Consider the following 12,926-nt stretch of genomic DNA (forward strand, 5'->3'; position numbering starts at 1 on the left):
GCGGATCGGGGCGGCCGATACGCTAACGGACGCCCCTCGGCAGGCGTTTTGTGGTTAGAAAACTTTACTGAAAATTGAGGACGACGGCATGAGTGCGACCCGGCTGCCCGGTACCCCCCGACTCCTGCGGGCGCTCAACGATCGTGCGGCGCTGGAGCTGCTGCTCGAACGCGGCCCGCTGACCCGGGCCCGGATCGGTGAGCTGACCGGGCTGTCCAAGGTCACCGCGTCCCAGCTCGTCGAGCGGCTGGAGGAGCGCGGCCTGGTCGCCCGGGTCGGCGAGCAGGCCGGCGGGCGGGGCCCGAACGCCCAGCTCTACGCCGTCCGGCCGGGCAGCGCGTACGTGGTGGGCGTGGACGTCGGCGCGGAGCGGGTGGTGGCGGCCTGCGCCGACATCACCGGTACGGTGGCCGGCCGGGTCGAGCAGTCCACGAAGGACACCGACGACCCGGTCGGGGTGGTGCACAACGCGGTGGTCCAGGCGGCCAGCAGCGCCGGGGCGGAGCTGTCCGCCGTCCGGCGCGTCGTGCTCGGCACCCCCGGCCTGGTGGACCCGCAGACCGGCGACATCACCTTCGCGTTCAACCTGCCGCGGTGGCACAGCGGCCTGCTCGCCGCGCTGCGCGAGGACCTGGACACCCCGGTCGTGTTCGAGAACGACGTGAACCTCGCCGCGGTGGCCGAGGCGCAGTCCGGCGCGGCCCAGGGCACTTCCGACTTCGTGCTGGTCTGGGTGGACGCCGGCGTCGGCCTGGCGATCATGCTGGGCGGGCGGCTGCACCACGGCAGCAGCGGCGCGGCCGGCGAGATCGGCTACCTGCCGGTGCCCGGCGCGCCCATCCCGCGCGACGTGTCCAAGCGGGCCAAGCCGGCATTCCAGCAGCTCGTCGGCGCCGACGCGGTACGCGCGGTGGCCGCCGAGCACGGCTTCGCCACCCCGAAGGCGGCGGAGCAGGGCGTCGCGGCGGCCCGGGCGGCCGAGGTGGTAAGCGCGGCGATCGCGGCCGGCACCGCCGGTGGGCCGATGCTGGACGAGCTGGCCCGCCGGCTGGCGCTCGGCGTGGCGAGTACCTGCGTGGTGCTGGACCCGCCGCTGGTGGTGCTCGCCGGCGCGGTCGGGCAGGCGGGCGGGGCGGCGCTGGCCGAGCGGGTGCAGCACGAGGTCGCCGCGATCACGCTCGTCCGGCCCCGGGTGGTGACCACCGGGCTGACCGAGGAGCCGATCCTGCGCGGCGCGCTGCGTACCGCGCTGGACGCGGTGCGCGACGAGGTGTTCGGCTCGACGGTCGGCTGACCGCGTCGTGCGCCCTGACGCCATGTGAAGAAATCCTTCATCATGGCGTCAGGGTTCGCAAGGAGTTGCCGGGCCTGCCCTTCCGTCACATCAGGTCGCGGCGGCGGAACACCGTGAACGCCGCGGCCACGAGCGCGCCGGTGAGCCCGAGCAGCACCACCAGACCCGACGGCCAGGTCACCGTGTACGAGCCGTCGCAGTAGCCGGAGATCCCGGGGCCGCAGGCGTTGCCGTCCCAGAGCCGCACCTCACCGGAGAGCCAGGCCGCCAGATAGCTGGACAGCATGTACCGGTCCGGCCGGCCCACCTGGAGGATCTGGAACACCAGCCGTGCCCCCAGCTCCCACACCACCACGTACGCGGCCACCGCGCCGAGCGCCGCCGACGTCAGCCGGCCCAGCGTGGCGACGGCGAAGCCGAGCGCCGCGGCGAGCAGCACCAGCACCAGGCCGCGCCCCCAGATCGCGGCGAGCGACGGCCAGAAGTCGCCACCGGTCCGCCCCACCAGACCGGACGCCTGGCCGATCAACCAGAACGCCCCGAGGTACGCCACCGAGGCCAGCACCGACAGGCCGACCAGCCCGCCCAGCAGCGTGCCCAGCTTCGCGGCGAGCACCGTCGACCGCCGGGGCCGCCACAGCAGCAGGTTGACCACCCCGCCCGAGTTCAGGTCGGCCCCGATGTACGAGGCGCCGACCAGGAACCCGAACAGCGTCAGGAACGCGATCAGGAAGTAGAGCAGCGGCTCGGCCTCCTTGGCGAAGACGAAGACACCGCTGAGGTAGTCGGCCGCGGTCGGCAGCTCGTCGAGCTGGGCCGGGTCGATCTGGGCGCAGTCGCGCGGCAGGTAGTCGTTCTCGGCCGGCGGGAGCGAGCCCTCCCGGATCCGCAGGCAGCGGTCGTACGTCATCTCCATCTCGCGGACGCTCTCCGCCGCCTGCGCCTGCGCGCGGCTCAGCTCCGCCGGGCTGGGCCGGTGCGAACCGGCGAGCGTGGTCACCACCGTCACCGCGAAGGCGGCAGCCAGCAGCACCACCATGAGCTGCACGAAGCGCCGGGCGGCCAGCCGCTCCAGCTCGGCACGGACCAGGTTCACGCGTCCACCTCCCGGCTCTCCCGGACGTCGAGGTCGATCACTCCGTCGCTCGGCGGCGCGCCGTCGACCTGCCGCGGCACCTCCACGCCCATGTGCTCGTGGTCGCCGGTCAGTTCCAGGAAGACGCTTTCCAGGTCCGGCCGCAGCGGGACCAGCTCGCGTACCCACACGCCCTGCTCGCCGAGCGTCCGGCTGATCGTCTCCGGATCCTCCACGCCGGTCACCACCAGGTGGTCCGGCCCGGCCGTCACCGACAGACCGGCCCGGCCCAGCAGGTCACCGGCCTGCTCCGGGTCGGCCACCCGCACCCGCCACTGGTGCTGGTCGAAGCCGGCCAGCACCTCCTCCACCGGCCCGTACGCGACCCGCCGCCCCCGGCTGACGATCGTCACGTGGTCGCAGATCAACTGGATCTCGGCCAGGATGTGGCTGGAGAGCAGCACCGTCACCCCGGCCTCGGCGAGCGACCGGGTCAGGTCGCGCATCTCCCGGATGCCGGCCGGGTCCAGCCCGTTCGCCGGCTCGTCCAGGATCAGCAGCTCCGGGTTCTTCAGCAGGGCCGAGGCGACCGCCAGCCGCTGCTTCATGCCCAGCGAGTAACCCTTGACCCGCTCGTGGCCCCGGTCCCGCAGCCCGACCTGCTCCAGCACCTCGTCCACCCGGACGGTCGGCACGCCACCGGCCACGGCCAGCAGCCGCAGCGTCCGGTGCGCGGTGAAGTTGGCGAAGAACTGCGGGCTCTCCACGATCGCGCCGACCCGGCCGGCCACGTCCGGCAGGCGCTCGGGTGAATCGGCGCCCAGCACGCGCATCCGCCCGGCGTCCGGCCGGACCAGCCCGAGCAGCGCACGCAGCGTGGTGGTCTTGCCGGACCCGTTCGGCCCCAGGAAACCGTGCACCTGACCCGCCTCGACCAGCATGTCGAAGCCGTCGACGGCGACCCGCCGCCCCTGGCGCAGCGAGTGGAACGTCTTGCGGAGGCCGGCGATCTCGATGACCGCGCTCATCCGCGCGCCTTCCGGCAGCGGTCGGGCATGGGTGTCCTTCCGGAAGCGGTGACCAACGACACGGCGCCCCACCCTATGGTGGCGACGCCTCCCGTGGGGGGCACCGTGCCGGATGCGTGATTGGATGGTGCGGTGACTGGTGACCTGATCCCCGGCGCCCCGGGCGCCCCCGCCCCCTCGACCGTGGACGCGGATCTGGTGGTCAGCCTCGACGGGGTCGGCGTCAAGCGTTCCGGCACGGCGCTGGTGCACGACGTCGACTGGCGGGTCGAGCTGGACGAACGGTGGGTGGTGCTCGGGCCGAACGGCGCGGGCAAGACGACACTGCTCAACCTGGCCTCCGGCCGGCTGTACCCGACCAACGGCGTCGCCCACGTGCTCGGCGAGCGCATCGGCCGCACCGACGTCAACGAGCTGCGTACCCGCATCGGCCTGTCCACCGCGACGCTCGCCGAGCGGATCCCCGCCGACGAGCGCGTCACCGACGTGGTGGTGACCGCCGCATGGTCGGTGGTGGGCCGCTGGCGGGAGAGCTACGACCGCACCGACGAGGCGCGCGCCGCCGCGCTGCTGCGCCAGCTCGGTGTCGGGCACCTCGCCGACCGCGCGTACGGCACGCTGTCCGAGGGCGAGCGCAAGCGGGTGCAGATCGCCCGCGCCCTGATGACCGACCCGGAGCTGCTGCTGCTCGACGAGCCGGCCGCCGGGCTCGACCTGGGCGCGCGCGAGGACCTGGTGGCCCGGCTGGCCGAGCTGGCGTACGACCCGGACGCGCCCGCGATGGTGCTGGTCACCCACCACGTCGAGGAGATCCCGCCGGGCTTCACGCACGCGCTGCTGCTGCGCGAGGGCGGCGTGGTGGCGCAGGGCCTGCTCGGCGACGTGCTCACCGCCGACAACCTGTCGAAGACGTTCGGCCTGCCGCTGGTGGTCACGCGGTCCGGCGACCGCTGGGCCGCCCGCGCCGCCTGAGCGACGGGACGGACACCGTGCCGCAGACCCGGATCGCCGTCGTCGGCAGCGCCAACATGGACCTGGTCGGCATCGGCGCGGCGCTGCCCCGGCCGGGTGAGACGGTGCTGGGCAGCGACTTCGTCATGCTGCCCGGCGGCAAGGGCGCCAACCAGGCCGTCGCCGCGGTACGCGCCGGCGCCTCCTGCGTCTTCCTCGGCGCGATCGGCTCGGACTCGTTCGGCGTGACGCTGCGGGCCCGGATGACAGCGGCCGGCGTGGACACCGGGCACCTGCGCGTGGTCTACGGCCCGTCCGGCGTCGCCCTGGTCATGGTCGGCGGCGCGGGGGAGAACGCCATCCTGGTCACGCCGGGCGCGAACGCCGCGTTCACGTCGCCGACCGCCGACGAGCTTTCCGCCGTACGCGATGCGGACGTGCTGGTCGCGCAGCTGGAGGTGCCGGTCGAGACGGTGACCGAGGCGGCGCTCGCGGCCCGGTCGGCGGGCACCCGGGTGGTGCTCAACGCCGCGCCGGCCCGGCCGGTGCCGGCCGAGCTGCTGGCGGCCACCGACCTGCTCGTGGTGAACGAGCCGGAGGCGCAGGCGCTGACCGGTCGCGGCCGGGACGAGCCGGCGGCGCTGCTGGATCTGGTGCCCCGGGCGGTGCTCACGCTCGGCGGCGACGGCGCCTGGTACGTCGACCGGGAGCGGCCGGCGACGCACGTGCCGGCGGTGCCGGTGGACGTGGTCGACTCGACCGCCGCCGGCGACGCGTTCACCGCGGCGCTCGCCGTGGCCTGGGGTGAGGGGCGGGACCTGGCCGACGCGGTGCGCTGGGCGGCGGCCGCCGGTGCGGCGTGCGTACGCAAGCTCGGCGCCTCGGTGGCGCTGCCGCACCGCGCGGAGATCGACGAGCTGTTCGCCGACTGTTAAGAAGGGCCCCTTTCACTACCGGAGGCGTTAACAAGGGGCCCTTCCTTACACCTCGTCGGTGAGGCGTTCGCCGCGGCGGCGCAGCATGCCGAGCCCGGGGATGCCGGCGACCGCGAGCTTGAGGTCGCGGGTGACGTCCAGCAGGTCGTGCAGGTCCGGGCCGACCCGGTCCAGCGTGGCCAGGATCGGCAGCACGTCCGAGGTGAGGTGGTCCTTGAGCTTCGGCAACTCGTCCACGAGACGGATCGCTGCGGTCACCTCCTCCGGGCTGAGCTGCTCCACGAAACGTGCCGCCATCGGCGCGGCCCGGCGCAGCGTCGACTCGTACGCGGCCAGCAGCTCGTTCGCGACGCCGGTGGCCTTCTCGGCGGTGGCGAGGGTGCCCGCCGCCCGCGCGGTCACCGTCTCCGCCTCGGTGACCACACCGGCCGCGCTGCGGGCCACCCGGTCCGCCTCGCCGACCACGGTGGCCGCCGCCGCGGAGACCCGCTGCGCCTCGCCGACCACCACCGTCGCGGCGGCGGCCACCTCGGTCGCCGTGTCGATCGCCGCGGTCGCGGCGGCACTGATCACCGCCACCTCGCGGACCGCCGTCTCGGCGTCGGCCAGCACCCGGTCGGTGCGGTCGAGCGTGCCCTCGATCCGGTCCACCACTCCGTCGATCCGCCGGACCAGCGCCTCGACCTGGTCGAGGACGGCGAAGGCGCGAGCGGGTACCGAGGCCATCGTGGCGGCGGAGCCGAGCGCCTGGTCCACTGCGGTACGGGTGAGGCCGAGCAGGGCGCCGGGCCGGGGGAGAGGGATCGCCATGGCTTCCAGTGTGCGGCGTCGCGGCCAGTGCCGCCCGGCGGCAGCCGGGCGGCGAAGGTCACGCCGGGCCGCCGACGCGGCGTAGGGTGCCGGCATGCCCACCCCCGGCCCGGCGTCGCGGCGAACGCTCGCCTGCGGCGTGGTCGCGCTGCTCGCCGTCGTCCTCGGCGCCCTGCTCCTGGTCCGCGCCGACGCCGGGCTGAGCACCGCGCGGGCGACGGTGGCCGGGGTGCCGCTGACCGAGGTACGGGCCGACGGCGGGGCCGGTGACCTGCGGCCCGGGGTGGTGATCGCGCACGGCTTCGCCGGGTCGGCCCGGCTGATGCGGCCGCTGGCCGACTCGGTGGCCCGCCAGGGCGGCGTCGCGGTGCTGCTGGACTTCGCCGGGCACGGCGCCAGTGGGTCCCGGCTGCCCGGCGCCGGGCGGGACGACGAACGCGCCCGGGCGCGGCTGCGGCACGACCTGGACGTGGCGGTCGGGTGGCTGCGCGGGCGTCCCGGCGTCGACAGGGACCGGATCGTCCTGGTCGGGCACTCGATGGGCGCCGGCGCTGTCGTCCGGTACGCGGTGGCGCATCCGGAGATCGACCGGACGGTGGCGATCTCGCTGCCCGACGGCGGTGACGTGCCGGCCGGCTGGCCGGGGAACCTGACGCTGGTGGTGGGCGGGCTGGAGTTCGCCGGCTTCCGCCAGGCCGTCGACGAGGCGACCCGGGACGCGCCACCGGGTTCCCGGGCGCGGGTGGTGGCGCCCGGCGTCGAGCACGTGTCGGTGCTGTTCGCGCCGCGTACCCACGCCGCGGTGCTCGACGCGCTCCCGGGCCGTACCGGCGGGCCGGAGCCGTCCCCGCTGACCCGGCCGGGCGGCGCCGGGCTGCTGCTGGCCGGGCTCGCGCTGGGTTTCGTGCCGCTTGCGGCCCTGCTGCCGCGCCGGACGCGGCCGGGCGCGGGCGGTCCGCGTACCGGCTGGTGGCTGGCCGCGACGGTGCCGGCGGCCGGGCTGGGCGCGGTGTCCGCCGCGCTGCTGCCGACCGCCCGCCTGCCGCTCGCCGTGGGCGGATACGTCGCCGTGTTCCTGCTGCTCACCGGCGTGCTGCTGGCCGCCGCGGCACGCTACGCGCGCCCCGGTGGGACACCGCCGACCGCGAGCGGCGTCCGGTCCGCGGTGGTCGCTGTCGCGTTCCTCGGGTACGCGGTGCTCGCCGTCGCGCTGCCGCTTCATCTCGGGCTCACCTCGACCGTGCCGGTCGGGGCCCGGTGGTGGCTGCTGCCCCTGGTGGCGTTCTGCTGCCTGGTGTTCCTGCTCGGCGCCGAGCGGCTCGCGGGCGGCGACGGCCTCCGCTACGCGGCCACCGGCGGCATCGCCGTGCTGTTGCTGGCCGCCGCGGCGGTGCTCGGCCTGGCGCCCGGGTTCGTGCTGCTGGTGGTGCCGCTGTTCGCCGCGCTGGTGGCCTGGCAGGCGGCCTGGGCCGCGGTGTTGCGCCGCCGGGCCGCGCCGTGGTGGCTCGCGCCGCTGCTCGGGGCGGTGCTGCTGGCCTGGCCGATCGCGACCACGCTGCCGCTGGCCTGACCGGCGCGAAGCGGCTCAGCGCCGGTCGGTCTGCTGTTCCACGGCACGTTGCACGGCCCGGTAGATCTGCCCGAACCGCAGCGCGTCGGGCGTGCGGACCAGCATCGTCTCCCGGCCGTGGTGCTGCACCCACAGTTCGTGCACCCGGTTGCCGCGCTCGTAGGAGCGGTCCAGCCAGCCGAGTGGCACCTCCAGGAACGGAGTGAGCGCCAGGCCGATCACCACGAACGCGGCCAGGATGATCAGGGCCAGTTTCCACTCGCCCCGGTCCTGCGCCGACCAGGCGAGGGAGAGCACGCAGACCACGGCGACGAGTGGTGGCAGCGACAGCAGCAGGACCAGCACCCCGCGTCCCAGCACCCGTCCCCGGACCGCGAGGGTGGTGGCGCCGCGCTCGTGCCAGACGTACGTGACGTCGGCGAGCGCGACGACCCGACCACCCGCGTGGATCGCGTCCGAGGTGACCTGCACCGCGTCGTCCCGGTAATAGAGGGCCATAAATCAGCCTAACCGCGTGTGTCGACACCGGACGGTCGAGCGTCGGTAGGGTGACGGTATGGCGGACCGGAACGGGGCCGGAACCGGCGGCGACGAGCAGGCGCGCAACGTCGAGGTGGTCAAGCGCTACCTGCGAACCTTCGTGACGAAGGACCTGACCGAGCTGGCCGAGGTGGTCGACGAGGACGTGGAGATCTACGGTTCCGGCGTGGCGGTACGCGGTCGCCGCTATCCGGAGGCCGCCGTCTCCTCGCCCGGCCTGACCGTGCTCGACCAGGAGATCCAGGAGATCTTCGCGGCCGGGGACCGGGTGGTGGTGTCGCTGGCGCAGACGTACCGGCGGGACGCGACAGGGGCGACCACCGTGCAGAGCGCCTGCAAGATGTACCGCCTGGCCGGCGGCCGGATCGTCCAGTTCTGGGGCGAGCAGGACACCTACGGCCTGTTGCGCGGGCTGGGCCTGCTGCCGGACGAGCCGATCACGTTCTGACCCGTCGCGGCAGGACCGGTCGCGGCAGGGTCGGCCGCGGGACGACCGGGCGCGGCCGGCAGGCTCTCCATGGCCCGCTGCACCGCCCGGTAGATCTGGCCGAAGCGCATCGCGTCCCGGGTGTGCAGCAGCCGCACCGGACGACCCCGCCAGTCGGCCCACATCTCCATCTCCCGGCTGCCCCGGGCGTAGGAGCGGTCCAGGTACTCGAAGAGGAAGTCGGCCACCGGCCCGACGGCCAGGCCGATCAGCACCGAGATCCCGACGATGGCGATGGTGACCACCGCCGAGCGTTGCAGCCACACGGCCAGCCCGATGCCCAGCACGGCGGTGACCAGCGGCCCGGCGATCGCGGCCCCGATCGCGCCGCGCCCGGCGAGCACCCGCCACGAGCGTTCGCCCCGCCGGTGCCACACGGTGGTGAGTTCGGCGAGCGGGTAGGTGCGCCCGTCCACCCGTACCGTGGTGGAGGTGACCTGGACGGACCGGTCGTCGAAGTAGGTGATCATGGCTCACTCCCGGTGGCGGGGCGGCGGTGACTCCGGCGGCTACCTGGGGAGTCGCCGACACCACACTGTCTACCCCAACGAGGCGAGCCGTAAGGTTGGCACGCGACTTCGACGAGGAAGTGAGGGCAGCGTGGGCGAGTTCGTCAAGCTGGAATCCAAGGACGGCATCGGCACCATCCGGCTGGAGCGGCCGCCGATGAACGCGCTCAACACCCAGGTGCAGGAGGAGTTGCGCGCCGCCGCTGCGGCGGCCACCGCCGACGCCGAGGTCCGCGCCGTCATCGTGTACGGCGGCGAGAAGGTCTTCGCGGCCGGCGCGGACATCAAGGAGATGGCCGACATGTCCTACGTGGACATGGCGGAGCGCGCGGCCGACCTGTCCAGCGCGCTCGGCGCGATCTCCCGTATCCCCAAGCCGGTAGTGGCCGCGATCACCGGGTACGCGCTCGGCGGCGGCTGCGAGCTGGCGCTGGCCTGCGACTGGCGGATCGTGGCCGAGGACGCCAAGCTCGGCCAGCCGGAGATCAAGCTCGGCATCATCCCGGGCGCGGGCGGCACCCAGCGGCTGGCCCGCCTGGTCGGCCCGGCCCGCGCCAAGGATCTGATCATGACCGGGCGGATGGTCGACGCCGCCGAGGCGCTGCGGATCGGCCTGGCCGACCAGGTGGTGCCCGCCGCGGAGGTCTACGACGCCGCGGTGGCGTACGTGAAGCCGTTCCTGACCGGGCCGGCGCAGGCGCTGCGGGCGGCGAAGGCGGCCGTCGACGCGGGTCTGGACATGGACCTCACCTCGGGCCTGGCCTGGGAGAGTCAGCTCTTCGCGGCGCTGTTCGCCACCGACGACCGGCGCGAGGGCATGACCGCGTTCGTGGAGAAGCGCAAGCCGGGCTTCACCGGCCGCTGACGCGAGAGCTGTTCACATCTGCGCTACCGGCCAGTAGCGTGACCCCGGTCGGTCGATGAAGGGGAATGGCATGACGGAACGGGTCGAGGGCCACGGCGGCGATCTGGCGCTCGCGGCACTACGCGCGCACGGCGTACGGGAGATGTTCACGCTCTCCGGCGGGCACGTCTTCCCGCTCTACGACGCCGCCCACAAGGCGGGCTTCCCCCTCTACGACGTGCGGCACGAGCAGTCCGCCGTGTTCGCCGCCGAGGCGGTGGCCAAGCTCCAGCGCCGCCCCGGCCTGGCCGTGCTCACCGCCGGCCCCGGCGTCACCAACGGCGTCTCCGGCCTGACCAGCGCGTTCTTCAACGCCTCGCCGGTGCTGGTGCTCGGCGGGCGGGCCCCGCAGTTCCGCTGGGGCTCGGGCAGCCTCCAGGAGATGGACCACCTGCCGCTCGTCGCGCCGGTGACCAAGCACGCCGAGACGGTGTTCAGCGCCGACGACATCCCGCGCGCCGTGTCGGCGGCGCTGACCACCGCGCTCACCCCGCACCGCGGCCCGGTGTTCCTGGACTTCCCGCTGGAGGCGGTCTTCTCGGTCGGTGACGCCGACCTGCCGGCGGTCACGCCGCCGGCACCGATCGAGCCGGACCCGGACGAGGTCGCGAAGGCGGCCCGCCTGATCGCCGGCGCGTCCCGGCCGGTGATCATCGCCGGCTCCGACGTGTACGCGGGCGACGCCGTCGAGGCGCTGCGTGCCGCCGCCGAGTCGCTGCGGGTGCCGGTGTTCACGAACGGGATGGGCCGGGGCGCGCTGCCGCCGGAGCACCCGCTCGCGTTCGCCAAGGCCCGCCGGGTCGCGCTCAAGGGCGCCGACGTGGTCGTGGTGATCGGCACCCCGCTGGACTTCCGGCTCTCCTTCGGCGACTTCGGCGACGCGCAGGTCGTGCACGTGGTGGACGCGCCCAGCCAGCGGGCCGGGCACGTGCAGCCGGCCGCCGCGCCCGCCGGTGACCTGCGGCTGATCCTCGGCGCGTTCGCCGACCACACCGGTGACCGGGCCGACCACGCCGACTGGATCGCCGAGCTGCGTACCGCCGAGGACGCGGCGAAGGCCCGCGACGCCGAGGAGATGGCCGCCGAGAGCGACCCGATCCGCCCGGCCCGCGTCTACGGCGAGCTGCGCAAGGTGCTCGCCCCGGACGCGGTCACCATCGGCGACGGCGGCGACTTCGTGTCGTACGCCGGGCGCTACCTGGAGCCGGCCCAGCCCGGCACCTGGCTCGACCCCGGCCCGTACGGGTGCCTCGGCACCGGCATGGGCTACGCGATGGGCGCCCGGATCAGCCACCCGGACCGGCAGATCTGCGTGCTGATGGGCGACGGCGCGGCCGGCTTCTCGCTGATGGACGTGGAGTCGCTGGTCCGGCAGAAGCTGCCGGTGGTGATCGTGGTCGGCAACAACGGCATCTGGGGGCTGGAGAAGCACCCGATGCGGGCGATGTACGGCTACGACGTGGCCGCCGACCTCCAGCCCGGGCTGCGCTACGACAAGGTGGTCGAGGCGCTCGGCGGCGGGGGCGAGACGGTGGAGAAGGCGGCCGACCTCGGGCCCGCGCTGGGGCGCGCGTTCGACTCGGGCGTGCCGTACCTGGTGAACGTGCTGACCGACCCGGCTGACGCGTACCCCCGGTCGTCGAACCTGGCCTGACCGCGGCGCGTGCGGGGCCGTCCGCCGGGTGACCGGCGGGCGGCCCGCGGCGCGTGTCAGACCTCGGGGCGGTCCCGGTCGTCCGGGCGGCGCAGCTCCTCCTCGCGGCGGCGCAGGTCCTCCTCCCACAGCCGCAGCCGTTCCTGGTCCTCGCGGCGGGACCGCTCGTCGAGCGAGGCGAGGAACTCCGGGTCGTCGTCCGGGGCGAGCGGGCGACCGGCCGGGGCGGCGGGCCGGGCCGCGCCGGTGACGCCGGTGGTTCCGGCCGGGCGCTCGCGGCCCACCAGGAACCAGGCGATCGAGCCGACCAGCGGGAAGAACAGAATGATCAGCACCCAGATCATCCGGGGCAGCGCCTTGACCTTCTCCTCGTCGGCGGAGAGGCAACTGATCAGCGCGACGACCGCGAGGACGATCTGAACCAGGAAGAGCAGCACGTAGAGGCGGGCCATGCCCCATGATGGCTCACCCGCGCACGTCAGCGCACCCCGCCCAGCACGTGCGCCACGCCGAGCACCGCAAGTCCGGCCGCCCCGATCGCGGTCAGCGGCACCGACCAGCTGTCGAACCGCCGCGGCCCTGCGCCGGTGGCCCGGTGCCACGTCACCACGAGCACGGCGAGCCAGACCAGGAGCGCTGCTCCGGTCAGCAGCGCGTCGAGGACCCGGCCGGTGAACGCCAGCCGGAGCTGCAGCAGCAGCACCGCGGTCAGCGTGAGCAGCGTCCGCCGCCAGGCCAGCCGGGTGCGTTCGGGTTGCAGGCCGGGGTCGCGGGTCATCCCGCGCCGCCCAGCAGCACGGCGGCCACCAGCAGCAGCGCGCCGATCGCGACGATCAGCGCCAGCACGGCTGGGAAGCGGGACGCGGGCAGTTCCTCGTCCAGCCGCATGGCCCGCTCGGTGCGCGCCCAGTGGTCGACCGCCCGGATCGAGACGGTCGCGCCGAGCAGCAGCAGCGCGATCGCGAGCGCCTCGCGCAGGTGGGCCAGGCGCAGCGGCGGGAGGAACTGCGCCGCGGCGAGCCCGCCCGCCACCAGCGCCAGGCCGGTACGCAGCCAGGCCAGGAACGTCCGTTCGTTCGCCAGCGAGAAGCGGTAGTCCGGCGGGTTGCCGACCGAACGCAGCTCACGCGGGTCGAACCAGTTCTTGATCGACTCCCACACGCTGCCGA

General features: G+C 74.5%; 15 protein-coding genes. 7 read left to right on the top strand and 8 right to left on the bottom strand.

Annotated elements, in window-relative coordinates:
* The first annotated feature begins 88 nt into the window (after positions 1 to 88).
* Positions 89 to 1,294 carry an ROK family transcriptional regulator gene (locus tag J3R08_RS05820; protein ID WP_209960297.1) on the top strand — a complete coding sequence of 402 codons (1,206 nt, stop codon included), beginning with the start codon at positions 89 to 91 and terminating at the stop codon, positions 1,292 to 1,294.
* An 85-nt stretch (positions 1,295 to 1,379) separates the two neighbouring features.
* On the opposite strand, the gene J3R08_RS05825 is transcribed toward J3R08_RS05820, so the two are convergent.
* Positions 1,380 to 2,390: an ABC transporter permease subunit gene (locus tag J3R08_RS05825; protein WP_043326085.1), complete on the bottom strand. Its 1,011-nt coding sequence runs from the start codon at positions 2,388 to 2,390 to the stop codon at positions 1,380 to 1,382.
* The gene (locus J3R08_RS05830; protein ID WP_043326083.1) at positions 2,387 to 3,397 is read right to left on the bottom strand and encodes an ABC transporter ATP-binding protein; all 1,011 of its coding nucleotides are present in this window, start codon (positions 3,395 to 3,397) and stop codon (positions 2,387 to 2,389) included. The genes J3R08_RS05825 and J3R08_RS05830 overlap by 4 nt, the downstream gene beginning before the upstream one ends.
* A gap of 132 nt (positions 3,398 to 3,529) precedes the next feature.
* Here J3R08_RS05830 and J3R08_RS05835 point away from each other — a divergent pair, with 132 nt between their 5' ends.
* Both J3R08_RS05835 and J3R08_RS05840 read left to right on the top strand, forming a co-directional pair.
* Complete coding sequence (locus tag J3R08_RS05835; protein ID WP_064446967.1) at positions 3,530 to 4,369, top strand: ABC transporter ATP-binding protein; 840 nt, start codon at positions 3,530 to 3,532, stop codon at positions 4,367 to 4,369.
* Between the two features lie 17 nt (positions 4,370 to 4,386).
* A complete protein-coding gene (locus tag J3R08_RS05840; RefSeq protein WP_069087606.1) occupies positions 4,387 to 5,283 on the top strand; it encodes a ribokinase in 897 nt (298 codons plus the stop codon).
* 45 nt (positions 5,284 to 5,328) lie between these two features.
* On the opposite strand, the gene J3R08_RS05845 is transcribed toward J3R08_RS05840, so the two are convergent.
* A complete protein-coding gene (locus J3R08_RS05845) occupies positions 5,329 to 6,093 on the bottom strand; it encodes a hypothetical protein (RefSeq protein WP_064446969.1) in 765 nt (254 codons plus the stop codon).
* 94 nt (positions 6,094 to 6,187) lie between these two features.
* Between J3R08_RS05845 and J3R08_RS05850 the strand changes: the two genes are divergently transcribed.
* Positions 6,188 to 7,663, top strand: coding sequence for an alpha/beta fold hydrolase (locus J3R08_RS05850; protein ID WP_209960299.1), 1,476 nt, complete (start codon positions 6,188 to 6,190; stop codon positions 7,661 to 7,663).
* Positions 7,664 to 7,678: 15 nt separating this feature from the next.
* Here J3R08_RS05850 and J3R08_RS05855 read toward each other — a convergent pair whose 3' ends face one another.
* Positions 7,679 to 8,161: a DUF6232 family protein gene (locus tag J3R08_RS05855; RefSeq protein WP_064446971.1), complete on the bottom strand. Its 483-nt coding sequence runs from the start codon at positions 8,159 to 8,161 to the stop codon at positions 7,679 to 7,681.
* 58 nt (positions 8,162 to 8,219) lie between these two features.
* On the opposite strand from J3R08_RS05855, the gene J3R08_RS05860 reads away from it, so the two are divergent.
* Entirely contained in the window at positions 8,220 to 8,651 is a 432-nt protein-coding gene (locus J3R08_RS05860; RefSeq protein WP_209960301.1) for a nuclear transport factor 2 family protein, read from the top strand.
* Here the strand turns inward: J3R08_RS05860 and J3R08_RS05865 are convergent.
* A complete protein-coding gene (locus tag J3R08_RS05865) occupies positions 8,597 to 9,160 on the bottom strand; it encodes a DUF6232 family protein (RefSeq protein WP_043326076.1) in 564 nt (187 codons plus the stop codon). The genes J3R08_RS05860 and J3R08_RS05865 overlap by 55 nt on opposite strands.
* 130 nt (positions 9,161 to 9,290) lie before the next feature.
* Between J3R08_RS05865 and J3R08_RS05870 the strand changes: the two genes are divergently transcribed.
* Both J3R08_RS05870 and J3R08_RS05875 read left to right on the top strand, forming a co-directional pair.
* Entirely contained in the window at positions 9,291 to 10,064 is a 774-nt protein-coding gene (locus J3R08_RS05870; RefSeq protein WP_043326074.1) for an enoyl-CoA hydratase-related protein, read from the top strand.
* Between the two features lie 70 nt (positions 10,065 to 10,134).
* Complete coding sequence (locus J3R08_RS05875) at positions 10,135 to 11,757, top strand: acetolactate synthase (RefSeq protein WP_209960303.1); 1,623 nt, start codon at positions 10,135 to 10,137, stop codon at positions 11,755 to 11,757.
* 56 nt (positions 11,758 to 11,813) lie between these two features.
* On the opposite strand, the gene J3R08_RS05880 is transcribed toward J3R08_RS05875, so the two are convergent.
* From J3R08_RS05880 to J3R08_RS05890, 3 genes are read right to left on the bottom strand one after another with little or no spacing between them, the layout of a single operon-like run.
* Complete coding sequence (locus tag J3R08_RS05880) at positions 11,814 to 12,209, bottom strand: PLD nuclease N-terminal domain-containing protein (RefSeq protein ID WP_030500922.1); 396 nt, start codon at positions 12,207 to 12,209, stop codon at positions 11,814 to 11,816.
* 26 nt (positions 12,210 to 12,235) lie between these two features.
* Complete coding sequence (locus J3R08_RS05885; protein WP_030500921.1) at positions 12,236 to 12,535, bottom strand: DUF202 domain-containing protein; 300 nt, start codon at positions 12,533 to 12,535, stop codon at positions 12,236 to 12,238.
* The gene (locus J3R08_RS05890; protein ID WP_030500920.1) at positions 12,532 to 12,918 is read right to left on the bottom strand and encodes a YidH family protein; all 387 of its coding nucleotides are present in this window, start codon (positions 12,916 to 12,918) and stop codon (positions 12,532 to 12,534) included. Before J3R08_RS05890 ends, J3R08_RS05885 begins: the two co-directional genes overlap by 4 nt.
* Between the last annotated feature and the right edge of the window lie 8 nt (positions 12,919 to 12,926).

It is taken from the genome of Micromonospora sp. HB375 (assembly GCF_017872985.1).
GTDB classification, from domain to species: Bacteria; Actinomycetota; Actinomycetes; order Mycobacteriales; family Micromonosporaceae; genus Micromonospora; species Micromonospora chalcea.

Bases quoted from the DNA above. Each gene is read 5' to 3' on its own strand.
- J3R08_RS05820 (WP_209960297.1), top strand. From the start codon at position 89: ATGAGTGCGACCCGGCTGCCCGGTACCCCCCGACTCCTGCGGGCGCTC.
- J3R08_RS05830 (WP_043326083.1), bottom strand. From the start codon at position 3,397: ATGAGCGCGGTCATCGAGATCGCCGGCCTCCGCAAGACGTTCCACTCG.
- J3R08_RS05845 (WP_064446969.1), bottom strand. From the start codon at position 6,093: ATGGCGATCCCTCTCCCCCGGCCCGGCGCCCTGCTCGGCCTCACCCGT.
- J3R08_RS05850 (WP_209960299.1), top strand. From the start codon at position 6,188: ATGCCCACCCCCGGCCCGGCGTCGCGGCGAACGCTCGCCTGCGGCGTG.
- J3R08_RS05855 (WP_064446971.1), bottom strand. From the start codon at position 8,161: ATGGCCCTCTATTACCGGGACGACGCGGTGCAGGTCACCTCGGACGCG.
- J3R08_RS05860 (WP_209960301.1), top strand. From the start codon at position 8,220: ATGGCGGACCGGAACGGGGCCGGAACCGGCGGCGACGAGCAGGCGCGC.
- J3R08_RS05865 (WP_043326076.1), bottom strand. From the start codon at position 9,160: ATGATCACCTACTTCGACGACCGGTCCGTCCAGGTCACCTCCACCACG.
- J3R08_RS05875 (WP_209960303.1), top strand. From the start codon at position 10,135: ATGACGGAACGGGTCGAGGGCCACGGCGGCGATCTGGCGCTCGCGGCA.
- J3R08_RS05880 (WP_030500922.1), bottom strand. From the start codon at position 12,209: ATGGCCCGCCTCTACGTGCTGCTCTTCCTGGTTCAGATCGTCCTCGCG.
- J3R08_RS05885 (WP_030500921.1), bottom strand. From the start codon at position 12,535: ATGACCCGCGACCCCGGCCTGCAACCCGAACGCACCCGGCTGGCCTGG.